Origin of the sequence: Serratia sp. FDAARGOS_506, from assembly GCF_003812745.1 — a bacterium.
Classification (GTDB): domain Bacteria; phylum Pseudomonadota; class Gammaproteobacteria; order Enterobacterales; family Enterobacteriaceae; genus Serratia.
Genome location: NZ_CP033831.1, coordinates 44,383 through 66,265 on the forward strand (window position 1 = coordinate 44,383; position 21,883 = coordinate 66,265).

A 21,883-nucleotide genomic window follows, 5' to 3' on the forward strand; every position below is an offset into this window, starting at 1 on the left:
TAACCACAAAAATAAAGAGGCCATTATACCCAATAACCGCTGAGGAGACAGGGGCGTGTAAGCGGCCCCCTTCTTCACCTTTAGCCGTGCGTCAGGGCAGTCAACCACTGCTGAATTTCCGCACCGTGATTGTCATACAGCAGCTTGAGGCTCATCACCAGCGAGACGATCACGATCATCGGCCGAATCAGCTTCTGCCCGCGCGTCAGCACCATGTGCGCCCCGAGACGCGCCCCCAACACCTGCCCCACCAGCATCACCAGACCGATGCTCCACACCACCTTGCCGCCGATGATGAACAGCGCCAGCCCGCCGACGTTGGAGGTGAAGTTCAGCACCTTGGCATGCGCCGTGGACTTGGCGAGGTTAAAGCCACACAGCGTCACATAGGCCAACGCGTAAAACGATCCGGCGCCGGGGCCGAAGAAACCGTCGTAAAACCCGACGCAACCGCCGGCCACCAGCCCAAACGGCAGAGCGCCAAGGCGACGTTGACGATCTTCCTCACCCAGGCGCGGCATCAGCAGGAAGTAGAGACCGATGCCGATCACCAACAGCGGCAACATCTGCCGCAGCAAATCGGCGCGCATATGCTGCACCAGAATGGCGCCGGCGATCGAGCCGATCAGCGTCAGAAAAATCGTCAGCTTCTGGTCGTTGAGGTTCACCGCTCGCCGACGAATGAAGTACAGACTGGCGGAGAAAGAGCCGCCGACCGACTGCAGCTTATTGGTCGCCAGCGCCTGCGCCGGAGGAACCCCCACTGCCAGCAAGGCCGGCACCGTCAGTAATCCGCCGCCGCCGGCGATGGAGTCGATAAACCCCGCCAGCAGCGCTACCGCAAACAACACCCCGAGCATTTCGGGGCCAATGACGAACCAGTCCATGTGTTATTCCGCTGAGAAATGGTGATCCAGCAATGCCTGACAAGTAGGCGGTAACGGCGGCGGCACGGATTTGCCCGGCTTCGCGTTCGGCTGATGCGGCACGAACCAGCTCGCCAGTTCGGCGCCGCAGCCGTCGCCCGGCGGCGGCGTATCCTGCTCCTGGCACTCCAGGCTGCCGGCCGGGCAGCGCAGACGCACGTGCATGTGCGCGCGATGGCCGAACCACGGGCGCACCTTGTGCAGCCAGGCGCGATCGGCGCCGGCGTCCAGGCACAGACGCTGCTTGATCGCCGGGTTGACGAAGATGCGCGTCACGTCCGCATCCTGCGCCGCCAGTTTGATCAGCGACTCAATCTGCGGTTGCCATTGGCTGGCCACCACCTGCTTGCCGTCCCCCGACACCAGGTCGATCGGCTGCGGCTTGAGCAATTGCTGCGCGCTCCAGCGTTGGCGCGGCAGCTGCAGCCAGATGTCGACGTCGAGCCCAGACTGGTGGCTGGCGTGGCCGCTGCTGAAGCGCCCGCCGGCCGGCATCGCCATGTCGCCGATCAGCACCGTGCCCAGCGCTTTCTGGTTCGCTTTGCTGCTGAGGCGCTGAATAAACGCCAGCAGATCCGGGTGGCCGAAATAGCGGCGCTGGTCGGTACGCATCACCTGATAGTTCGGTGAGTTCAGCGGCAACGGCTGGGCGCCAATGACGCAGCCGTTGGCAAAACCACCCACCGCCTGCGGCGCGCCGGCCACCGGGTGATCGATCTTCTGCCACGGCGTCAGCGCCATGGCGGAGGCGGAGGCCGTCAGGGCCACCAGGCCCAACATCCAGTTTTTCATGGCGATTACCAGCGAGGCACGTCGGAAACCACATCACCGTTTTGCGCACGCTGGCGCAGCAGGTGATCCATCAGCACGATCGCCATCATCGCTTCGGCGATCGGCACGGCGCGGATGCCCACGCACGGATCGTGGCGGCCACGGGTGACCATTTCCACCGCTTCACCCTGGCGATTGATGGTGCGGCCCGGCACCATAATGCTGGAAGTCGGCTTCAGCGCCAGGTGCGCGATCACCGGTTGGCCGCTGCTGATACCGCCGAGAATGCCGCCGGCATGATTGCTCTGGAAGCCTTCCGGAGTAATTTCGTCGCGGTTTTCGCTGCCGCGTTTGGTCACCACGGCGAACCCGTCGCCGATCTCCACGCCTTTCACCGCATTGATGCTCATCAGCGCGTGCGCCAGATCGGCGTCGAGACGATCAAACACCGGCTCGCCCAGGCCAACCGGCACGTTTTCAGCGATCACGCTGACCTTGGCACCGATGGAGTCGCCCTCTTTTTTCAGCGCGCGCATCAGTTCGTCCAGCGCTTCCAGTTTGTCCGGATCCGGGCAGAAGAACGGGTTCTGCTCGACCTGATCCCAATCTTTCAGCTCGCAGGTCACGTCACCGATCTGCGCCAAATAGCCACGCACTTGCACGCCGAACTTCTGCTGCAGGTATTTCTTGGCGATAGCGCCCGCCGCGACGCGCATGGCGGTTTCACGCGCCGAAGAACGGCCGCCGCCGCGATAATCGCGCAGGCCGTATTTTTGCTCGTAGGTGTAGTCGGCATGCCCCGGGCGGAACACGTCTTTGATGGCGCTGTAGTCTTGCGAGCGCTGATCGGTGTTCTCAATGATCAAACCGATGCTGGTGCCGGTGGTCACGCCTTCGAATACGCCGGAGAGAATGCGCACCTGATCCGGTTCGCGGCGCTGGGTGGTGTAACGCGAGGTGCCCGGACGACGGCGGTCCAGATCGTGCTGCAAATCGGCTTCGGTGAGCGGAATGCCGGGCGGCACGCCGTCGACGATACAACCCAGCGCCACCCCGTGAGATTCACCGAAGGTGGTGACGCGGAAAATCTGCCCAATACTGTTTCCTGCCATCACGGCTCCTTACCGTTAGTCTTTTATCGTTATAAGGCCCGCCGCGCGGGCCCTGGAAATGCGGCTTAGCTGCGATAGAGGCTGAAGTGTTCCTTGCAATCCACCAGTTGCTGTTTGGTCAGCATGAACACGCCGTCGCCGCCGTTTTCAAACTCCAGCCAGGTGAACGGAATGTCCGGATATTGATCCATCAGGTGTACCATGCTGTTGCCCACTTCACAAATCAGTACGCCGTCGTCGGTCAGGTAATCCGGCGCGCAGGCCAGGATGCGGCGCACCAGCTTCAGGCCGTCGCTGCCCGCCGCCAGGCCCAGCTCCGGCTCGAAGCGGAACTCCTGCGGCAGATCGGACATGTCTTCCGCATCGACGTACGGCGGGTTAGTGACGATCAGATCGTACTGGATCGCGGGAACGTCGCGGAACAGATCGGAACGGATCGGGATCACCTGGTGTTCGACGCCATGCGCCTGAATGTTGCGCTCGGTCACCGCCAGCACGTCGCTGGAGATGTCCACCGCGTCCACTTCCGCTTCCGGGAAAGCGTAACCGCAGGCGATGGCGATGCAACCGCTGCCGGTGCACATGTCGAGGATGTGGCGTGGCGGGTGTGGGATCAGCGCGCTGAACCGATCGTTGATCAACTCGCCGATCGGCGAACGCGGCACCAGCACGCGCTCGTCGACGTAGAATTCCATGCCGCAGAACCAAGCCTTGTTGGTCAGGTAGGCGACCGGGATGCGCTCGTTGACGCGGCGGATCACGCGTTCAACGATGCGATGGCGCTCGCTGGAGGTCAGACGGGCGGTGTGCATGTCCTCCGGGATGTCCAACGGCAGGAACAGGCTTGGCAGCACCAATTGCACCGCTTCGTCCCACGGATTATCGGTTCCGTGACCATAGTAGATATTGGCGGCGTTGAAGCGGCTTACCGTCCAGCGCAGCATATCTTGAATGGTGTGCAGTTCGTTCACTGCTTCGTCGACGAAAATTTTGTCCAATTTGCCCTCCGGCAGGCGCTGTGTTTCATGATTTAGCCGCATAGTTTGCCATGAAGCCCGCGACAAATCACGCTTGCCCCTCGCGCTTTTCACTCTGGCCCGAGTTTTGCGTCGACAGCGCTCGTTCACAAGGTAAACTAGCGAAATAAACGATTTCCGGTGAATGAAGCATGAAGAACAAGCCCCCTCTGAGCAAAGACGAACAACAGCTCTTCAGAGAGTCGGTGGCGGGCGCGAAAAAGCTGCGCCAGGACACCATCGTCCACCGCCCGCCGAAACCCAAGGTCAAACAGATTGCCCCGCAGCGCCTGCTGCAGGAGCAGGTCGATGCCAGCTATTATTTTTCAGATGAATACCAGCCGCAGCTGGAAGAAGAAGGCCCGACGCGCTATGTGCGCCCCGGCAGCAGCCCGTATGAGCTGAAGAAGCTGCGACGCGGCGATTATTCGCCGGAGCTGTTTCTCGATTTGCACGGCCTGACCCAACTGCAGGCCAAACAGGAGCTGGGGGCGCTGATCGCCGCCTGCAAACGCGAACACGTGCACTGCGCCTGCGTGATGCACGGGCACGGCAAGCACATTCTCAAACAGCAAACGCCGCTGTGGCTGGCGCAGCATCCCGACGTGCTGGCGTTCCACCAGGCGCCAAAGGAATGGGGCGGCAACGCCGCCATCCTGCTGTTGGTGGAGCTGGCCGAGTAGAGCCGCAGAAACGACTCAGGGCGATGTCAGACATCGCCCTGAGTTTATTCCGCACCGCATCCGCGGCTCACACTTTGGCCATTACCTGCGACGGGCTGACCTGCCATTCAAACTTGCCGTAACTGCCGTCCGCCGGCAGATCGACGTTGGCGATCGCCGAGGTCGCGAACATCGGCGGGCACTCGCCCGGGCACAGTTCAGCCACCAGATACCCCACCAGCGGCAGGTGCGACACGATCAGCACCGAGCTCACCCCTTGCATCGCCAGCGCCTGCAGATAGCTGCCGACTTGTTCGGCGTTGCCGCCCGGCGTCAGCTCGGGCAGCACTTCTTCGCCCTCCGGCAGCGTCAAAGCTTCGCGCACCGTCGCCAGCGTCTGTTCGGCCCGCAGATAGGGGCTGACCAGCACGCGTTCAATATCCACAGACTTGGTGTTCAACCAGGCCGCCATCTGACGGGACTCGTCGCGGCCGCATAGGGTAAGGGGCCTTACCGCATCGCTGGCTGCTTCGAGCGCCGCCTCTCCGTGACGCATAATCAAAACTTGCATATTGCACCGCTGTTGTTGACAAAGTAACGCTATACAGAAACGCCGTGCGTGCTGTACCGCCGAGTTTTACAACCCAAAGCCAAAGCTTTAAAACGATAACGCGCCGTCTCTTTATGGCGGCCGGGCATTTTGCCTGAAAGTTTGCCTAAAGAAAACGCTGTTTTTTACAGCAACCCTCCCAAGGCAAACCTCGATTGCTCACAGAACAATCAATTCAACGGGTTAAATTTTAACCTTGCCGCCATGAAATTTATTGATGGCGGTCAAGCTAACTTACCGCTGCCTTCGCCTCGCTGTACAGCCTCACCGGCTGACGCTGTTGCAAGGAGTGATGGCGATCACAACGCGGCCCTGTTGCAACTATAGTGCAAATCGGGCCGCCCTGCGTTCAGCTCCCCAGCGGGTAAAAGCGTTCGCCCTGTTGCGCCATGCGCTGCAGGCGCTCGCACGGGGCGAAGTGCTCACCGTGCTGCTGACGCAGATATTCCAACGTCTTCACCACTTTTTCTGCGCCGAGCTCGTCCATATAGCGGAACGGGCCGCCGAGGAACGGCGGGAAACCGATGCCGAACACCGCGCCGATGTCGCCGTCGCGCGCGCTGCGGATCACGCCTTCATCCAGGCAGCGTGCCGCTTCGTTCAGCATCATCATCACGCAGCGCTGAGCGACGGTCGCCGGCAACATGTGCGCCTTCGGCGTGACGCCAAGCAGCGTATATAATGAGGTATCCGCACGTTTACGCCGCTGCCGCTGCTGCCCTTCGCTCGGGTAGAGATAGAAGCCGCGGCCGTTCTTGCGCCCTTTACGCCCGTCTTTCAGCACCGCATCGAACGCAGCCGGCGCAGCGAAGCGCGGCCCCAGTGCCTCGACCAATACCGGGATGATTTTAGTGCCGACGTCGATGCCCACTTCATCCAGCAGGGTAATTGGGCCAACCGGGAAACCGAAGTCCACCAACGCCTTGTCCAGCGACTCAATCGGCTCGCCTTCCAGCAGGCAGCGCGCCGCTTCATTAATGTACGGCGCCAGTATGCGGTTGACATAAAAACCGGCGCTGTCGCCCACCACGATGGCGGTCTTGCCCTGTTTGTGCGCCAACGCCACGGTAGTGGCGATGGTCTCTTCGCTGGTGCCGGCGTGCGGGATCACTTCCACCAGCGGCATCTTGTCCACCGGGCTGAAGTAGTGCAGCCCAATCACCTGCTGCGGCCGCTGGGCCTTTTCGGCGATGCGGCCGATTGGCAGAGAGGAGGTATTGGAGGCGAACACGGTATGCGGCGCGCAGTTCGCTTCAACCTCGGCCACCATCTGCTGCTTCAGCGCCAAATCTTCAAACACCGCCTCGACCACAAGATCCACCTGTTCAAAACCGGTGTAATCGGTAGAGCCGGAGATCAGCATCATCTGTTTTTGCCGCTCCGCCGGGCGCATGCGCTTGCTGCGTACCCGTTTGCCGAGCACGTCCCAGCTGTATTTCAGCGCGTGATTGATGCCGGTTTCATTGATGTCTTTGATACGAACCGGCAACCCCCCGCGAGTGGCGGTGACACAGGCGATGCCGCCGCCCATCAGACCGCCGCCGAGAATACCGACGCGATGCAGGGCGTGTGGCCGAGCATTGCCGCCCCGCTCTTTTTTCAGCGCGGTGGAGGCGAAGAACAGGCTACGAAGCGCCGCCGACTGCGGCGTCATCGCCAGCTCGCCAAAGGCGCGCGCTTCGGCCTCATAGCCACTGGCGCTGCCGTGATCCAGCCCAGTGCGGACCACCTGAATGATGCGATCCGCCGCCGGATAGTTGCCGTGGGTTTTCGCCAACGTTTTCTTACGCACGATGCTGAACAGCAGATTTCTGCCCAGCGGGCCGTTGAGCAGGCGATCCTGCCACGGCAGCTCGCGCTGATGCTTCCAACCCTGTTTCACCCGCTCGACGGCGGTCTGCAACAGAATCGACTGTGGTACGGCGTCGTCCACCAATCCCATGCGCAGCGCCTGGCGGGCGCGAACATGCTTGCCGGTCAGGATCATGTCCAGCGCTTTGGCGGCGCCGACCAGACGTGGCAGGCGTTGCGTGCCGCCGGAGCCCGGCAGCAGGCCCAGCTGCACTTCCGGCAGGCCGAGCGCGGTTTTGTCATCCAGCGAGCAGACGCGGCCGTGGCAGGCCAGCGCCAATTCAAGGCCACCGCCCAGACAGGCCCCGTGAATGGCCGCTACCACCGGTACCGGGAAAGCGGCGATCTGCGCCAGCGTACTCTGCCCTTTCTTGGCCAGCGTTTCCGCCTCTTTGGCACTGGTGCAGGCGGCGATCATGGTGATGTCGGCGCCGGCAATAAATGAGTCCGGCTTGCCGGAAACGATCACCAACCCTTCCAGCGCGGTATGCTGCTGCGCCCGGATCAGCACGTCGTTTACCTGTTCGACGAACTCGGCCTTGAGCGTATTCACCTTTTCACCCGGCACGTCGATGGTGATCACACCGATGTTGTCGGGACGGATCGTCAGCTGAAAGGCCGACGGTTTGGCGCGCTGTTCGTGCAATGCGTTTTCGACGCTCATCATTCCACCTCCACGATCATCGCGGCCCCTAACCCGCCGGCGGCGCAGGCGGTGGTCAGACCCAGCCCGCCGCCGCGGCGTTTCAGCTCATGCAGCGTCTGGGTGACCATGCGCGCGCCAGTGGCGGCGAACGGGTGGCCATAGGCGATAGAACCACCCAGTACGTTGAACTTGTCCATGTCCACCTCGCCGATCGCCTGGCTGCGGCCCAGCTTCTCGCGGGCGAATTCTTCACTGGCGAACATCTTCAGGTTGGCCAGCGTTTGCGCGGCGAAGGCTTCATGCATATCGATGAGCGTCAGATCGGCCAGGCCGATGCCGGCGCGATCCAGCGCCAGCGGCGTGGCGTAGGAAGGCCCCAGCAGCATGTCTTCCCATACGTCGATGGCGGCAAAGGCAAAGCTGCGCAAATAGCCCAGCGGCTGCAGCCCCAGCTCTTTGGCGCGCGATTCGCTCATCATCAGCACCGCCGCCGCGCCGTCGGTCAGCGGTGTGCTGTTGGCCGCGGTGACGCTGCCGTGCTTGCGATCGAACGCCGGCTTCAGCTTGGCGTAGGAAGCCAGGCTGGAATCTTTACGGATGTTGTTGTCTTCGGAAAGCGGCGCGCGGTAAGGCGGCACGTAGGCGGTCATCACCTCATCGCGCAACCACCCCTGCTGCCAGGCCTTGGCCGCCAGCTCGTGGGAACGGTGCGCCAGCGCATCCTGCGCCTCGCGGGTAATGCCGTGGCTCTTCGCCATCTGCTCGGCGGTATCGCCCATGCGCAGGCCGGTGGAATACTCCGCCACCGCCGGCGGCACCGGCATCAGATCGCGGAATTTCAGCCGGCTGAACAATTTGAGACGCTGCGACAGCGTGCGCGCCTTGTTGACGTCTACCAACGTGCGCGCCAACGCTTTGCTGACGCCGATCGGCAAGACCGAAGAAGAGTCCGCCCCGCCGGCGATGCCGACGCTGATGCTGCCGGCCATGATGCTCTCCGCCACGTTGGCGATCGCCTGGAAGCTGGTGGCGCAGGCACGCGACACGCTGTAGGCGTCGGTATGAACGCTCATGCCGGTGCCGAGCACGATTTCACGCGCGATGTTCGGCGCCTCGGGCATTTGCACCACCTGGCCGAACACCAGCTGTTCGATAAGCTGCGGATCGATACCGCTGCGCGCCAACAGCTCGCTCACCGCCGTTTTCCCTAAGTCCACCGCCGGAATGCCGTGATAGGCAGTCGCCTGCTTGGCAAAGGGGGTACGCAGTCCATTCACAATCGCAATGCGGTCACCATGACGGGTCACCAACGGCAGTGCCTTACTCATAAATGCTCCTGAAGAGAATAACGTCAGCGCAATGGGCAGAAAGAGGTCTGACCTGATGAGGTCATTGTTAACCAAACGGTTACATTTGGCAAACCGGCAGAGATCAAAACTGCGAGCAGGCGCACTTTCTATCGGGGCGGTGTGGGGAAGGCAATCCCCGGCGCGCGGCAGACGGCGCCGGGGGCAAAGCGGGGATTAACGCAGGCCGAGCTGGAATATCAGGGTTTCCGCCTGGCAGGCGAAGGTGAAATCGGCCTCCAGTTGCACACCGCCGTCAACCGGTTTAATGCAACTGCTGATGTCACAAGGATCGGATTCTACCGCGCGCGCCTTTTCGCTCAGGGCGGCCAGCATCGCTTCCGCATCTTGTTGATTGCTGAACACCTGGCTGTAGGACGCGGTGCAATCGGTGTTATCCATCACGGTGCCGACATCCACGCAGCAACACGCGGCGGTTTCCTGGGCGCTGCATTTATTAATTGCATCTGACATGATTGGTTCTCCTCAAGGGCCTCGGTTATCAGCCCAAATTGCCGTTTTACTCACCGGCACAAAGCCACAAAATTCTGCAGGTATTTTACGCTTCCACGCCGGTAATCACTAGCACTTACTTTTACTGGGTGTTTTAAGTGATGGAAATCACAAATAAAAATGAGCACCTGCTAAGGAATGGTGAGAATTTTGTTATTTACCGCTGGCTTTTTGTTAAGCGGATCTCTTTTTTGATATCAGGTTGGAAATATTTCAAAAACAAACTTGCAACATCTTCACAGGTCAGACCTATACTTCAGCCACTGGTCTGATTTGTCTGAACGATAACGGACCCTACAATCCCGCGCTCCTTGTTACCTCGTGTAACAATAGTTTAAATAATAAACACATAAAGAGGTTTTGGTCATGAGCCAGAAAAACCTATTGACTAAATCAGCTCTCGCAGCTGCAGTGGCAATTATTTCTTCAAACGTGTCTGCCGCAGGATTCCAGCTGAATGAGTTCTCAGCAGCTGGTTTAGGACGTTCGTATTCTGGCGAAGGCGCCATGGCGGATACGGCGGCCTCCGCGAGCCGCAACCCGGCATTATTGATGATGTATACCCGCCCGGAACTCTCCATCGGCGCGGTCTTCATCGATCCGGACGTAGACATCACCGGCAAATCTCCTTCAGGTGCCAGCCTGGATGCGAAAAATATCGCGCCAACCGCCTGGGTACCGAACCTGCATTATGTTCATCCGATTAACGACCAATTCGCCGTAGGCGGCTCGGTCACCAGCAACTACGGCCTGGCGACCGAATTCAACGACGGCTACACCGCGGGCGCCTATGGCGGTAAAACCGATCTGGAAACCCTGAACCTGAATCTGAGCGGCGCCTACCGCCTGGACCAACACTTCAGCTTTGGCCTGGGCTTTGACGCCGTCTACGCCAAGGCTAAACTCGAGCGTTACGCCGGTGAATTGCCTAAGCTATTGGCCGCTCAAGGCTTACAAACCGGTAGATTAACGCAGCAGCAAGCCGGAATGATCGCTCAAATCCCTGGCGATACCCAGATTTCTCACCTGAAAGGCGATAAATGGGGCTTCGGCTGGAACGCCGGTATTCTCTACGAAGTGGATGAAAACAACCGTTACGGCTTCACCTATCGCTCTGAAGTGAAAATCAAGTTCGACGGCGATTACAAGAGCAGCCTGCCGGCACAGTACAACCCAATTACCCAGGCGCTGGGCGTTGGTTTACCGTGGGGCACCAGCGGCAGCACCATTCCAGGTTCTCTGGATCTGAACCTGCCGGAAATGTGGGAGCTGTCCGGTTACAACAAGGTAGCGCCGCAGTGGGCCATCCATTACAGCCTGGCGTACACCAGTTGGAGCCAGTTCCAGGAGCTGAGAGCCACCGGCAACAACGGCCAGACCCTGTTCCAGAAGCATGAAGGCTTCCGCGATGCCTACCGCATTGCACTGGGTACCACTTACTTCTACGACGACAACTGGACCTTCCGCGGCGGTGTCGCCTTCGATGACAGCCCGGTGCCGGCACAGAACCGTTCCATTTCCATTCCGGATCAGGACCGCTTCTGGGTCAGCGCAGGTACCTCTTACGCGTTCAACAAAGATGCGTCGGTCGACGTCGGTGTTTCCTACATGCACGGTCAGAAAGTCACCATCAACGAAGGCCCTTACACCTTCAACTCGGTGGGCAAGGCCTGGCTGTACGGTGCCAACTTCAACTACCGCTTCTAATCTCGCTTGAGAAAGAAGCCAAAGCGCCCTCCGGGGCGCTTTTTTTATGCCGGCGGCAAACGGCAGGCATAAAAAACCCGCCTGGCGGCGGGTTTTCATTGGCATAACGCCCGTGATTACTGCGAGTCGATCTCGTCCAGATCGCCCTGAATCGCCTTGGCGTTTGGGTTTTCTTCCGGCTTGAGCGAACCGCCGTTGGCGATGAAATCGTGGCGCTGGAAGTAAGCTTCACGCACCATGACATAAGGATCGGAGGAGTTGCGCAGCAGACCGTCGGAATCCAGCAGCTGAGCACGGGTTTCAATCCCCTCGACCACCCATTTGCCCGCCGACATCCAGAAGGTCAGATAGCTCAACATCGGATACAGCGTATCCGCAAAATCACCGCCGTCTTCACGCAAGGTGAAGCTGCCGTAGCCCGGCAGCATCACGTACGGGCCGTAACCCACATCGTAATGGCCCAGCGTGCTGCCGAAGCGATTCGGTTCTTCGCGCGCCAGTTTCGGGTTGGCCATGCCGGCCACGTCGATCAGGCCGCCCATCCCGAGCAGGGTGTTCAGGAAGAAACGGTTGAAGTGGATCATCCCGCGGTAAGGGTCGCCCTTCAGGAAGGCGTTGACCATGCTGGCCGGCTCTTCCAGGTTGGAGGTGAAGTTGCTGATGCCGTTACGCGCCGGCATCGGCACGTAGTCGCGCCAGGCCACCGCGACCGGGCGCAGAATATAAGGATCCAGGACGTTGTAGTTGAAGTCGAACATCGTCCGGTTAAATCCTTCCAAAGGATCGGAACGCCCTTGCGGATCTTTGTCTGGTGCGCTGGCACAGCCCACCAGTAATACCGTTGCGAATGCCACCCCAGTCAGGCGAAAGTTCATATTTTTCTCCATAAAAACACGTTCGGTCTTATTTTTCAGGGACCTGCTTGTTTATCTGAACGCTAACCTGCTCTTTACCGCTGAATGTCTGCAGCGAGCTTTCGCCGAACCAGTCTCCCGGCTTCGGCGTGGCCAATCCGTCCTGTGAGAGGCGCACACGCACCTGCACCTGATGCTGTGCCGAGAGTAGACGCTCGGGCATCATGGCGTTGCTGTCATCCAGAGAGAAAGACAGCGGAAAACGGCTCAGCGGCAATTGTTTTACCGCCACCGGCACCGGGCTGGCGCCATCGGTAACCGAGATGACCAGCGTCCCCTGCGTCGGCAGGGCCTTCGCCGCCTGCGGTGACAGCGAAACGGTCACATTCAGTTTAACAGTTTCTCCGCCGGCCTGGGCTTTTGCTTGTGCAATGCTGCGCTTTATCACTTCCGCGCGCGGATCGTTGGCCGGCAGCAGCTGCAGCATCACCTGCCAGGCGCCTATCGCCTGCTTGAAGTCGCCCTGTTCGAAGGCATTGAACGCCAGCAGGCTCAGCACCCGCGGATCGCCGTGATTTTCCGCGATCATGCGCCGCAACAGCTGCGTCGCCTGCTTGTTATCCTCCGGATCGTTGGAGCGCGTCAAGACCTCGGCATAGCCGAGCCGCACTTCCAGACTATTCGGATCCAATTGATAAGCATGGGCAAACGCCTGCGTAGCGGTGGTGGCGTTGTTCAGCGCCATGCCGACGCGCCCCAGCATCATCCAGTCGTTGATGTTGCGATCGTCCTGCTGCAGCGCGGTGCGCAGCCCTAATCCAAGGCGAGCGATCTCTTCCATGCTCAGCGGTTTGGCGCGCTCATTGGCGACACGCTCGCGCAACTCCGGCATTTGCGCCTGCACCAGACGCCAGTCCAGCACCTGCGCCAACCCGCCGGTTTTCAGATAAAAGCCAACGGTCACCGCCAGCAATAACAGCACGCCCGGCACCAGCGCCCAGCGATTGATCGGTTTCGCCTGCGCCGCCTGCTCGGCCGGGATGTCGTTCAGCAGATTTTGTTGCAGCTCTTTCACCAGCTCCGGGCGCTCGGCCACGACGCCTTGCTGCTCGTCCTGCTCCAGCTCGCTGAGGCGATCCTGATAAAATGCCTTGTTCAACGCATCGCGCGTGGCGGCGCTCTGCTTGCCGTGGCGCATCGCCGGCACCACCAGCAGCGCGGCGGCGCCGGCCAGCAACACGCAAATAATCAGCCAAAAAGCCATTAGGGTTTCTTCCTGTCAGTCTCTTGCAACAGCGCCGCCAGGCGCTGCCGTTCCCGTTCGGAGAATTCATCGTCCACCGCCGCGTCGGGCCGGCGACGGGTGCGCAGGATCACCACCGCTCCGCCGATCAGCACGAACAACAGCGGGCCGATCCACAAGATCAGTGTCGCCGGCGTTACCGGCGGTTCATAGGTGACGAAATTGCCGTAGCGCGCCACCATGTAATCGATGATCTGCTGCTTGCTTTGCCCCTGCATCATCAGCTCGTACACCTTGGTGCGCATGTCGGCGGCGATGATGGCATTGGAATCGGCAATGCTGTTATTTTGGCATTTCGGGCAGCGCAGCTGTTCGGTCAACTCGCGATACTGTTGCTCCTGTTCGACGGAGTTGAAGCGATAGGTATCGATCGCCGCGGCGGCGCTCCAGCTCAGCAGCGCGGCGCACAGCAGGACAATCAGCCTCATGCCTCACCCCCGTACTTTTTATACAGCGGCAGCACTTCCTGCTGCCAGACGCGCTCATTCATGTCGCCGGCGTGGCGATAGCGAATAATCCCCTGACCATCGATAAGGAAGGTCTCAGGCGCGCCGTAGACCCCAAGATCCAACCCCAGCATGCCATCGCCGTCGTACAGGCTGAGGGCATAGGGATTGCCGAGAGAATTCAGCCAGGTCACCGCCTTGGCGCGATCGTCTTTGTAGTTCAGACCGACCACCCGCACGCCGCGCGCCGCCAGCGTATTGAGATACTGGTGTTCCGCGCGGCAGGTCGGGCACCAGGTGGCCCAGACGTTGAGCAATATCGGCTTGCCGTCGCGCAGTACCGCCTGATCGTAGGTTTTGCCGGGCTGATCCAGCGATTCCAGCCTGAAGGTCGGCACCGGTTTGCCGATCAGCGCCGACTCCAGCATGGTCGGATCCTCACCGCCGGCGTTGCGCGTCAGTTGCACCATCAGCGCCGCCACCAGCAGCAGAAAGAGTACCAACGGGATAAACAGCAGCTTACGCTTCATGGTTGCGCCTCCAGCTTGCCTTCGCGCTTGAGTTTTTTGCTCATGCGGTAACGCGGGTCGAGGATGCACAGCAGGCCGCCGATCGCCATAAAGACGCCGCCGAACCAAATCCAGCGCACGAAGGGTTTGTAATACAGGCGTACCGCCCAGGAGCCATCTTCCAGCTCCTCGCCCAGCGCCGCGTACAGATCGCGGCTGAAACCGCCGTCGATCGCCGCCTCGGTCATCATGCTGCGCGCCACGCTGTAGTAGCGTTTCTCCGCGTGCAGCGTCGCCTCCGGCTTGCCGTTGCGCGTGACGTCGATGATACCGACACCGCCGCTATAATTCGGGCCGCGAATGTCGTGCACGTCGCGGAACACGAAGTGATAGTTGTGAATATCCACGCTGTCGCCGGCCTTCATCCGCACGTCGCGCTCCACGCTGTAGTTCTGGCTGAAGGCGATGCCGATCACCGTCACCGCCACGCCGAGGTGGCCGAGCACCATGCCCCAGTGGCTGCGGGACAGCTGGCGCAGGCCGCGCCAGAAACCGTGCCGGTGGGTCGCGCGCTCATGCAGCTCCATCAGCGTCAGGATGATCACCCACAGCGCCATGATCAGGCCCACCACCGTCATGCCGGCGATGCTGTCCTGCAGCAGCCACGGCAGCAGGATTGACAGCACCAGCGTCGCCAACAGCGCCACGCCGAGGCGCCGCCACAGCTTGCTCGGCTCATCGCGGCGCCAGCGCACCAGAGGCCCGATCCCCAGCAGCAGCGCCAACGGCGCCATCAACCAGGTGAACATGGTGTTGAAGAACGGCTCACCGATCGAGATGCTGCCCAGCCCCAGCTGCTTGTGCACCAGCGGCAGCAGCGTGCCCAACAGCACCACCAGCATGGCGGCGATCAGCAACACGTTATTGCCCAGCAGGAAGGTCTCACGCGAGAAGGTCTCGTGCTGCACTCGGCTGCGCACCTGGCCGCCCTTGACCGCGTACAGCAGCAGCGAACCACCGATCACGATCACCAGGTAGGCGAGGATAAACATGCCGCGCGCCGGATCGGAGGCGAAGGAGTGCACCGAGACCAGCACGCCGGAGCGCACCAGGAAGGTGCCCAACAGGCACAGCGAGAAAGCGGTGATCGCCAACAACACCGTCCAGGCTTTGAAGGTGCCGCGTTTTTCGGTCACCGCCAGCGAATGCATCAGCGCGGTGCCGGCCAACCACGGCATAAAGGAGGCGTTTTCCACCGGATCCCAGAACCACCAGCCGCCCCAGCCCAGCTCATAGTAGGCCCAGGCCGAGCCGAGCACGATGCCCAGCGTGAGGAATACCCAGGCAGCGGTGGTCCACGGGCGTGACCAGCGCGCCCAGGCGGTGTCGAGCCGGCCGGCCATCAGCGAGGCGATGGCGAACGCAAAGGCGACCGAGAAGCCGACATAGCCCATATACAGCAGCGGCGGGTGGAAGATCAGGCCGATATCCTGCAACAGCGGGTTGAGATCGCTGCCGTCGATCGGGAAATTCGGCAGCGTACGGGTGAACGGGTTGGAAGTCATGATGATGAACAGCAGGAAACCGGCGGTGATCATCCCCATCACCGACAGCACTCGCGCCACCGCGTCCTGCGGCATCGCCCGGCTGCACAACGCCACCGCCAGCGACCAGCAGCTCAGTAGCAGCACCCACAGCAGCAGCGAACCTTCATGCGCCCCCCAGGTGGCGGCGATGCGGTAATACACCGGCAGTTGCGTATTGGAGTTGGTGGCCACGTAGGCGACGGTAAAATCGTTGACCACGAAGGCATGCACCAGGCACAGGAACGCCAGTGCAATCGCGGCGAACATGCCGTAGGTCAGCGGGCGGGCGACCGCCATCATGCGGCTGTCTTGCCGCGCCGCGCCCCACTGCGGGTAAATGCTCAGCAGCAGCGCGATCGCCAGCGCCAGGCACAGCAGAAAACTGCCCAGTTCCGGCATCATGACTTGGCGCCCTCCACCTGCGGCGCGTTATACGCTTCCGCCGGGCCTTTGTGGTTCTCTTTCATCGCGTCGGCCACTTCCGGCGGCGTGTATTTTTCATCGTGTTTGGCCAGCACTTCGCGTGCATTGACCACGTTGCCCTCGCCCAGCACGCCCTGCGCCACCACGCCCTGCCCTTCGCGGAACAGGTCCGGCAGAATGCCGGTGTAGGTCACGCCGATCGCGCCGCGCGCGTCGTAAATCTTGAAGCTGACCTGCAGCGTATTGGGATCGCGTTTCACCGAGCCGGGCATGACCATGCCGCCGATGCGCAGCCGCTGGCCGACCTCGGGCTTCTCATGATTTTCGCCCTTGCCTTGCAGGATTTCACCCGGGGTATAGAACAGATCGATGTTGGAGCGCAGCGCGTACAGCATCAGAGTCGCGGTCAGGGCGATACCGATCAGCACAACGATCGCCAGATAAAGGCGGCTTTTACGACGTGGATTCACAATGATTTCTCCCGCGGTGCGGCGGATGTTTGTTTTGACTGCTGCGCATGGCGAATGCGCCGCTCGCGCGCCTGACGGCGGCCGATCTCGGCGAGCAATTGCCGACGTTGCCAGACGGTGTGCACCACCAGCCCCAACAGCGAAACCAGCGTGGCGGCGACCGCCAGCCAGACATAGAAAGCGTAACCGCCCATGGCGAAAAACGCCGACCAGGAATCGAACGCGGCATTCATGACTGACGCTCCTTATTCACCAGCCCGGCGACCCATGGGCGCTGGCGCTCCTGAAACAGGATCAGATTGCGCAGGCGCATCAACGTCAGCGTGACAAACAGCAGCAGGTAACCGAGGATCGCCCAGCGCAGCGGGGTGCGCATGCTTGGCGCGATGGACTGCTGCATATTGGTCGAGCCCTGATGCAGCGTATTCCACCATTCGACCGAAAAATGGATGATAGGGATATTCACCACGCCCACCAGCACCAGAATGCCAGCGGCGCGGCCCGCCAGGCGGCGGTCTTCAAAGGCGTTGTACAGCGCGATGACGCCCATATAAAGAAACAGCAGCACCAGCTCGGAGGTCAGACGCGCGTCCCACACCCACCAGGTACCCCACATCGGCTTGCCCCAGGCGGAGCCGGTCACCAGCGCGATAAAGGTGAACACCGCGCCGATCGGCGCCATCGCCGCCACTACGGTATCGGACATTTTCATCTGCCACACCAGGCCGATAAACGCCGCCACCGCCATCGAGGCGTAGATGCCCATCGACCACATGGCTGCCGGCACGTGAATATAAATGATGCGGAAGCTGTCGCCCTGCTGATAATCCTTCGGCGCGAAACCAAAGCCCCATGCCCAGCCGAGCAGCAGGCAGACCGCCGCCGCCAGCCCCAGCCAGGGGATAAAGCGGCCGCAGACGTGATACAGCCGCTCAGGCCGCGCCAGTTGATGTAACCATTTCCACATTGTCGTCAGTGCTCACTGTAATTTTTATGCGTCGGCCGCCCCGAGCGATCGAAACGGCGAAAATCTTCTGCGGGGTACGCTCTTGGCGGCCTTGCCCCGTCTGTTCATTCAATACGTTAGCTAGTGCACGCTCACTCGCAGCGCCGCCGCAGTGGCAAACGGTGCCAATGTCACGCTGCCCGCCAGCATCGCACCCAGTATCGCCAGATAACCGTCGATCGGCATGCCCATCGAAGCGGCGTCGATCGCGCCGGTGGCGAAGATCAACACCGGGATATACAGCGGCAGCACCAGCAGGCTGAGCAGCACGCCCCCTTTGCGCAGACCGACGGTCAGCCCCACGCCGATAGCGCCGATCAGACTCAACGTCGGCGTGCCGAGCAGCAGCGTACCCGCCACAGCCAGCCAGGTCTGCATATCGAGCGACAGCAGCAGCGCCACCAGCGGCGACAGGATCAGCAACGGCAGCCCCGTCACGACCCAGTGAGCACACACTTTGCCCAGCACCGTCATCGGCAGCGGCGTCGGCAGCAGCAACAGCTGCTCCAGCGAACCGTCGAGAAAGTCGTCGCGAAACAGCCGCTCCAGCGACAGCAGCGAGGCCAGCAACGCCGCCACCCACACGATGCCCGGCGCAATGCGCGCCAGCAGCTGCGGCTCCGGGCCAATCCCCAGCGGGAACAGGGTGATCACAATCAAGAAAAACCACAGCGGGTTGACGATCTCCGAACCTTTGCGGCAGGCAATCTTCAGTTCCCGACGCACCAGAGTCAAAAACATCACAAACTCCCCACGTCGTGTTCCGCCAAACGAATTTTGCCCACCGTTTGGCTGACGCCGGCCAAATCCTGATGGGTGGTCAACAATACCATACCGCCCCGCTGCGCATGTTGTTCAAAAAGGCTAATCAGCTCGGTCACGCCCTGTTTGTCGATCGCCGTTAGCGGTTCATCGAGGATCCACAGCGGCGCCGCGCTGAGCCACAGCCGCGCCAGCGCCACGCGCCGCTGCTGCCCGGCAGAAAGTTGCGCCACCGGCAGATCTTCGTAACCCACCAGCCCCACCTGCTCCAGCGCTCGCCAGATGGCCGGACGATCGGTTGCACCGCGCACCGCCTGATAAAACTGCAGATTCTCGAAGGGCGTCAATACGGCTTTGATGCCGGGCTGATGGCCGATAAACAGCAAATCTTGCTGGTAACTCGCACGATCGCGCAGCGTGTTGCGCCCGTGCCAGCACACCTCGCCACCGTCCGGCCGCGCCAGGCCGGCGAGAATACGCAGCAGACTGGTCTTGCCCGCGCCGTTCGGCCCTTCTACCTGAATGATATCGCCCGGCTGAACTGAAAAGCTTAGCTCGCTAAACAGGATGCGCTCATCGCGCACGCAACTCAGACTTTTGGCTTCCAGCATCGGGGAACTCATATTTTTCTTTGGGATAGCGAATCATAGCATAAGCCTTTCCCCGCACGCAGCCCGCAGCGGGCGCGCCAACGGGCCAATATGGCGAGCAGGATCAAGAATGCGTGGAAAAAATCGGCGGATTTTAACTCTTGTTACCTTTTTCTGTATTTCGCCGCATTTAGGCCGGGCAACTACGCTTAATGGCGTGAACTCACCCTTATTGAGCAGGAGCGACAGCATGAGCGAACAGCAACGCCAGAAGCACGAGCCGGATGAGACAATGCAGGTAGAGAGCGAGGAGCAGGAACAGGGCAAGCGCGAAATCGAAGTCAGGGAAGAAAATCTGCCGTCGCGTGCGGCGGCGGTGCATGAACAGATCCGGATGGAAGGCGAAAAAGAGCTGGAGCGCGACGGGCTGGCACTGCTGTGGTCGGCGATCGCCGCCGGGCTGTCGATGGGCGCCTCGCTGGCGGCAAAAGGCATTTTCCACGCCCGCCTGCCGGACGATCCCAGCCGCTTTTTCATCGAGAACCTCGGCTACACCTTCGGTTTCATCATTGTCATCATGGCACGCCAGCAGTTGTTTACCGAAAATACCGTCACGGCGGTATTGCCAATCATGCATAAACCCACGCCGCGCAACCTGCTGATCCTGCTGCGCTTGTGGGGCGTGGTGCTGCTCGGCAATCTGATCGGCACCGGGCTGGCGGCGCTGGCGTTTACCCATATGCCGCTGTTCGACGCCGAGACTCGCGGCGCCTTCATCACTCTCGGCGAAGAGGTGATGCACCATACGCCGGGAGAAATGTTCGCCAACGGCATCCTGGCCGGCTGGATCATCGCCACCATGGTGTGGATGTTTCCAACCGCCGGCGCGGCGAAAATCTGGGTGATCGTGCTGATGACCTACCTGGTGGCGATTTGCGATTTGACCCATATCGTGGTCGGTTCGGTCGAAATCCTGTATCTGGTGTTCAACGGCGCGATTGGATGGCAAGAATTCATCTACCCGTTTGCCCTGCCGACGCTGGCGGGCAACATCATCGGCGGCACGTTTATCTTTGCGCTGATAAGCCACGCGCAGATCCGCAACGATTTGAGCACCAAAAATCAGGCCGCGCGTCGGCAAGAGGAAAAGCGGCGCCACGGCGGGGAAAAACCGTGATCGCGGTCGGTTAGCCGAGGAAATTTCGGCGTGAAATGGCGAGGTATTGAGCAAACGCGCCGCTAAGCGCTTATTCTGCGGGTAAAAAAAGGTATAATGCCCCGGCAGCGTCGGTTGCCGGCCCGCAGCGTCCCCGTAGTTAAACGGATATAACAAGCCCCTCCTAAGGGCTAGTTACTGGTTCGATTCCAGTCGGGGACACCATTCTTTCTTATCAAGCCATTCCGCATTAGTGCCACAAATCTTTCTGCAAATTTCTCATTTAGATCTGCTTTATCCCAGCACGCGACAACATAATTGGCATTAATTAAAAAACTTAATATCCGTCGGAGTAGGAATCGTCGCCGCCTGCCCTCTGGCCTGCAATTCGCCCTTTTCATCATCGAAATCGAACAGCGTCACGCTATTGGTGAATACATTCGTCACATAGAGATGGCGGCCGCCGGCATCGAACGCGAGCGCACGCGGTTCAATGCCGCCGGCCTGATAGCGTGTCGGTTCCCCTGGCAGACCGTCCTTGCCTATTTTTAATACCAGCAGGTGGTTATCAGTACCGCGATTGGTGGCAATAAGATATCTGCCGCTCGGGCTAAGGATAATGGCCCCGCCGCTTTTAGCATTCGCCGAATCGTGCCCGCCATTCAGTTTCACTTTCCCTCGCAGAGTCAACCGATTGTCGCTGACGGCAAACACCTCGATCTCGCCCGCCATTTCGGTGATGACATAGGCATATTCACCTTCCGGCGAAAACACCATGTGCCTTGGGCCGGCGCCTGGCGCAAAAGCGACATCGCGCGAAGTATCCGCCTGCAACGGCTGCGCGCTATCCGGGCAATAACGATAGGCATGCAACTTGTCGTCGCCGAGATCCGCCGCGTACAGGTATTGGCCATCGCGGCTAAAGGTGGTTGAGTGCGCATGCCCACTTTCCTGGCGCCCCTGTACGATGCCAGAGCCGGGTATAAACGGGTAATGCTGCACGCGTTCACCCAGTTTGCCGTCGCTGCGAATCGGCAATGCCGTCACGCCCGCGCCGCCTTTGGCGACGGAATAGTTGGCGACAAACAGAAATTTGTCATCCGGACTGAGGGTGGCATGCGTCGGCTGCCGGCCTGCACTGTTCACCGTATTCAGCACCCGCACGCCGCTCTCTTTGTCTATTGCCAATGCGGTCACCGTTCCCGCATCCTCTTCATTGGTGACATAGGCAAAACGGCCATCGCGAGATTTTAAGATCCACGACGGGCTTTGCATTTTAATGGCATCGAGCAACGTTAATGTGCCGTCGCCATTGACCGTCAGACGATAGATCCCTTCGCTGGGACGTATCGGTTTCTGCTCAGACGGCACATCAGGAATATGAGTCCAAGTACCGACTAATGCTATCTGATGATGCTCACGATTATTTGCCATCGCATTTCCTGAAAACATGAAGAGCGTTAATGCCAGCGCTAATTGAATGGCCAGCATCCCTAAACCAGCAACAATGCCTATGCCAGATACAGACAACGTTAAAGGTAGCATAAAGAGATCATAATACCGCTTATTAAGCGTATCAGAGTGATTTGCCATACCCATGACATCTCCTTTCTTCATT

22 protein-coding genes and 1 tRNA gene are annotated in these 21,883 nt (G+C 60.4%); 4 read left to right on the forward strand and 19 right to left on the reverse strand.

Annotation, left to right across the window (positions count from 1 at the left end; all coding sequences use genetic code 11):
• Positions 1–80: 80 nt before the first annotated feature.
• From EGY12_RS00510 to prmB, 4 genes are all read right to left on the reverse strand, one after another.
• A complete protein-coding gene (locus tag EGY12_RS00510; RefSeq protein WP_123892233.1) occupies positions 81–887 on the reverse strand; it encodes a sulfite exporter TauE/SafE family protein in 807 nt (268 codons plus the stop codon).
• 3 nt (positions 888–890) lie between these two features.
• A complete protein-coding gene (gene mepA, locus EGY12_RS00515; RefSeq protein ID WP_031300552.1) occupies positions 891–1,718 on the reverse strand; it encodes a penicillin-insensitive murein endopeptidase in 828 nt (275 codons plus the stop codon).
• 5 nt (positions 1,719–1,723) lie between these two features.
• Positions 1,724–2,809, reverse strand: a complete 1,086-nt coding sequence (gene aroC, locus EGY12_RS00520) for a chorismate synthase (protein ID WP_004936219.1) — start codon at positions 2,807–2,809, stop codon at positions 1,724–1,726.
• 65 nt (positions 2,810–2,874) lie between these two features.
• On the reverse strand, positions 2,875–3,807 hold the full coding sequence (gene prmB, locus EGY12_RS00525; RefSeq protein WP_110158671.1) for a 50S ribosomal protein L3 N(5)-glutamine methyltransferase: 933 nt from the start codon (positions 3,805–3,807) through the stop codon (positions 2,875–2,877).
• A gap of 170 nt (positions 3,808–3,977) precedes the next feature.
• Here prmB and smrB point away from each other — a divergent pair, with 170 nt between their 5' ends.
• Positions 3,978–4,508 (forward strand): endonuclease SmrB, encoded by a 531-nt coding sequence (gene smrB / locus EGY12_RS00530; protein ID WP_004936226.1) that lies wholly within the window; start codon positions 3,978–3,980, stop codon positions 4,506–4,508.
• A gap of 67 nt (positions 4,509–4,575) precedes the next feature.
• Here smrB and sixA read toward each other — a convergent pair whose 3' ends face one another.
• The 4 genes from sixA to EGY12_RS00550 all read right to left on the reverse strand — a co-directional run bounded on the left by sixA (position 4,576) and on the right by EGY12_RS00550 (position 9,414).
• On the reverse strand, positions 4,576–5,058 hold the full coding sequence (sixA, locus tag EGY12_RS00535; protein WP_004936230.1) for a phosphohistidine phosphatase SixA: 483 nt from the start codon (positions 5,056–5,058) through the stop codon (positions 4,576–4,578).
• 388 nt (positions 5,059–5,446) lie between these two features.
• The gene (gene fadJ / locus EGY12_RS00540) at positions 5,447–7,612 is read right to left on the reverse strand and encodes a fatty acid oxidation complex subunit alpha FadJ (RefSeq protein ID WP_123895529.1); all 2,166 of its coding nucleotides are present in this window, start codon (positions 7,610–7,612) and stop codon (positions 5,447–5,449) included.
• Positions 7,612–8,922 (reverse strand): acetyl-CoA C-acyltransferase FadI, encoded by a 1,311-nt coding sequence (gene fadI, locus EGY12_RS00545; protein ID WP_123892234.1) that lies wholly within the window; start codon positions 8,920–8,922, stop codon positions 7,612–7,614. The genes fadJ and fadI overlap by 1 nt, the downstream gene beginning before the upstream one ends.
• A 195-nt stretch (positions 8,923–9,117) precedes the next feature.
• Positions 9,118–9,414 carry a YfcZ/YiiS family protein gene (locus tag EGY12_RS00550; protein ID WP_123892235.1) on the reverse strand — a complete coding sequence of 99 codons (297 nt, stop codon included), beginning with the start codon at positions 9,412–9,414 and terminating at the stop codon, positions 9,118–9,120.
• A 405-nt stretch (positions 9,415–9,819) separates the two neighbouring features.
• Here EGY12_RS00550 and fadL point away from each other — a divergent pair, with 405 nt between their 5' ends.
• Positions 9,820–11,160, forward strand: a complete 1,341-nt coding sequence (gene fadL, locus EGY12_RS00555; RefSeq protein ID WP_123892236.1) for a long-chain fatty acid transporter FadL — start codon at positions 9,820–9,822, stop codon at positions 11,158–11,160.
• A 116-nt stretch (positions 11,161–11,276) separates the two neighbouring features.
• On the opposite strand, the gene mlaA is transcribed toward fadL, so the two are convergent.
• The 10 genes from mlaA to ccmA form a co-directional block, all read right to left on the reverse strand.
• A complete protein-coding gene (mlaA, locus tag EGY12_RS00560; protein WP_123892237.1) occupies positions 11,277–12,035 on the reverse strand; it encodes a phospholipid-binding lipoprotein MlaA in 759 nt (252 codons plus the stop codon).
• Positions 12,036–12,063: 28 nt separating this feature from the next.
• Positions 12,064–13,278 (reverse strand): c-type cytochrome biogenesis protein CcmI, encoded by a 1,215-nt coding sequence (ccmI, locus tag EGY12_RS00565; RefSeq protein WP_123892238.1) that lies wholly within the window; start codon positions 13,276–13,278, stop codon positions 12,064–12,066.
• Positions 13,278–13,745: a cytochrome c-type biogenesis protein gene (locus tag EGY12_RS00570; RefSeq protein ID WP_033632470.1), complete on the reverse strand. Its 468-nt coding sequence runs from the start codon at positions 13,743–13,745 to the stop codon at positions 13,278–13,280. Before EGY12_RS00570 ends, ccmI begins: the two co-directional genes overlap by 1 nt.
• Positions 13,742–14,293, reverse strand: coding sequence for a DsbE family thiol:disulfide interchange protein (locus EGY12_RS00575; protein WP_015378623.1), 552 nt, complete (start codon positions 14,291–14,293; stop codon positions 13,742–13,744). The genes EGY12_RS00570 and EGY12_RS00575 overlap by 4 nt, the downstream gene beginning before the upstream one ends.
• Positions 14,290–16,260, reverse strand: a complete 1,971-nt coding sequence (locus EGY12_RS00580; RefSeq protein WP_039564915.1) for a heme lyase CcmF/NrfE family subunit — start codon at positions 16,258–16,260, stop codon at positions 14,290–14,292. The genes EGY12_RS00575 and EGY12_RS00580 overlap by 4 nt, the downstream gene beginning before the upstream one ends.
• Entirely contained in the window at positions 16,257–16,751 is a 495-nt protein-coding gene (ccmE, locus tag EGY12_RS00585) for a cytochrome c maturation protein CcmE (protein WP_123892239.1), read from the reverse strand. The genes EGY12_RS00580 and ccmE overlap by 4 nt, the downstream gene beginning before the upstream one ends.
• Positions 16,748–16,984 carry a heme exporter protein CcmD gene (gene ccmD / locus EGY12_RS00590; protein WP_123892240.1) on the reverse strand — a complete coding sequence of 79 codons (237 nt, stop codon included), beginning with the start codon at positions 16,982–16,984 and terminating at the stop codon, positions 16,748–16,750. The genes ccmE and ccmD overlap by 4 nt, the downstream gene beginning before the upstream one ends.
• Positions 16,981–17,718, reverse strand: a complete 738-nt coding sequence (locus EGY12_RS00595; RefSeq protein WP_019453789.1) for a heme ABC transporter permease — start codon at positions 17,716–17,718, stop codon at positions 16,981–16,983. The genes ccmD and EGY12_RS00595 overlap by 4 nt, the downstream gene beginning before the upstream one ends.
• Before the next feature lie 120 nt (positions 17,719–17,838).
• A complete protein-coding gene (ccmB, locus tag EGY12_RS00600; protein ID WP_025303731.1) occupies positions 17,839–18,498 on the reverse strand; it encodes a heme exporter protein CcmB in 660 nt (219 codons plus the stop codon).
• Complete coding sequence (ccmA, locus tag EGY12_RS00605) at positions 18,498–19,130, reverse strand: cytochrome c biogenesis heme-transporting ATPase CcmA (RefSeq protein WP_123895530.1); 633 nt, start codon at positions 19,128–19,130, stop codon at positions 18,498–18,500. The genes ccmB and ccmA overlap by 1 nt, the downstream gene beginning before the upstream one ends.
• 229 nt (positions 19,131–19,359) lie before the next feature.
• On the opposite strand from ccmA, the gene EGY12_RS00610 reads away from it, so the two are divergent.
• Positions 19,360–20,286, forward strand: a complete 927-nt coding sequence (locus EGY12_RS00610; protein WP_123892241.1) for a formate/nitrite transporter family protein — start codon at positions 19,360–19,362, stop codon at positions 20,284–20,286.
• 129 nt (positions 20,287–20,415) lie between these two features.
• A tRNA-Arg gene (locus EGY12_RS00615) sits at positions 20,416–20,490 on the forward strand.
• A 99-nt stretch (positions 20,491–20,589) separates the two neighbouring features.
• Here the strand turns inward: EGY12_RS00615 and EGY12_RS00620 are convergent.
• Positions 20,590–21,864: a lactonase family protein gene (locus tag EGY12_RS00620; RefSeq protein ID WP_253722912.1), complete on the reverse strand. Its 1,275-nt coding sequence runs from the start codon at positions 21,862–21,864 to the stop codon at positions 20,590–20,592.
• Between the last annotated feature and the right edge of the window lie 19 nt (positions 21,865–21,883).

Excerpts from the sequence above, each read along its gene's own strand:
- fadJ (WP_123895529.1), bottom strand. The coding sequence starts at position 7,612 with ATGAGCGTCGAAAACGCATTGCACGAACAGCGCGCCAAACCGTCGGCC.
- mlaA (WP_123892237.1), bottom strand. The coding sequence starts at position 12,035 with ATGAACTTTCGCCTGACTGGGGTGGCATTCGCAACGGTATTACTGGTG.
- fadL (WP_123892236.1), top strand. The coding sequence starts at position 9,820 with ATGAGCCAGAAAAACCTATTGACTAAATCAGCTCTCGCAGCTGCAGTG.
- ccmI (WP_123892238.1), bottom strand. The coding sequence starts at position 13,278 with ATGGCTTTTTGGCTGATTATTTGCGTGTTGCTGGCCGGCGCCGCCGCG.
- ccmA (WP_123895530.1), bottom strand. The coding sequence starts at position 19,130 with ATGCTGGAAGCCAAAAGTCTGAGTTGCGTGCGCGATGAGCGCATCCTG.
- fadI (WP_123892234.1), bottom strand. The coding sequence starts at position 8,922 with ATGAGTAAGGCACTGCCGTTGGTGACCCGTCATGGTGACCGCATTGCG.
- smrB (WP_004936226.1), top strand. The coding sequence starts at position 3,978 with ATGAAGAACAAGCCCCCTCTGAGCAAAGACGAACAACAGCTCTTCAGA.
- EGY12_RS00595 (WP_019453789.1), bottom strand. The coding sequence starts at position 17,718 with ATGTGGAAATGGTTACATCAACTGGCGCGGCCTGAGCGGCTGTATCAC.
- EGY12_RS00575 (WP_015378623.1), bottom strand. The coding sequence starts at position 14,293 with ATGAAGCGTAAGCTGCTGTTTATCCCGTTGGTACTCTTTCTGCTGCTG.
- EGY12_RS00570 (WP_033632470.1), bottom strand. The coding sequence starts at position 13,745 with ATGAGGCTGATTGTCCTGCTGTGCGCCGCGCTGCTGAGCTGGAGCGCC.
- EGY12_RS00620 (WP_253722912.1), bottom strand. The coding sequence starts at position 21,864 with ATGGGTATGGCAAATCACTCTGATACGCTTAATAAGCGGTATTATGAT.
- ccmD (WP_123892240.1), bottom strand. The coding sequence starts at position 16,984 with ATGAATGCCGCGTTCGATTCCTGGTCGGCGTTTTTCGCCATGGGCGGT.
- mepA (WP_031300552.1), bottom strand. The coding sequence starts at position 1,718 with ATGAAAAACTGGATGTTGGGCCTGGTGGCCCTGACGGCCTCCGCCTCC.
- aroC (WP_004936219.1), bottom strand. The coding sequence starts at position 2,809 with ATGGCAGGAAACAGTATTGGGCAGATTTTCCGCGTCACCACCTTCGGT.
- EGY12_RS00610 (WP_123892241.1), top strand. The coding sequence starts at position 19,360 with ATGAGCGAACAGCAACGCCAGAAGCACGAGCCGGATGAGACAATGCAG.
- sixA (WP_004936230.1), bottom strand. The coding sequence starts at position 5,058 with ATGCAAGTTTTGATTATGCGTCACGGAGAGGCGGCGCTCGAAGCAGCC.
- EGY12_RS00580 (WP_039564915.1), bottom strand. The coding sequence starts at position 16,260 with ATGATGCCGGAACTGGGCAGTTTTCTGCTGTGCCTGGCGCTGGCGATC.
- EGY12_RS00510 (WP_123892233.1), bottom strand. The coding sequence starts at position 887 with ATGGACTGGTTCGTCATTGGCCCCGAAATGCTCGGGGTGTTGTTTGCG.
- ccmB (WP_025303731.1), bottom strand. The coding sequence starts at position 18,498 with ATGTTTTTGACTCTGGTGCGTCGGGAACTGAAGATTGCCTGCCGCAAA.
- EGY12_RS00550 (WP_123892235.1), bottom strand. The coding sequence starts at position 9,414 with ATGTCAGATGCAATTAATAAATGCAGCGCCCAGGAAACCGCCGCGTGT.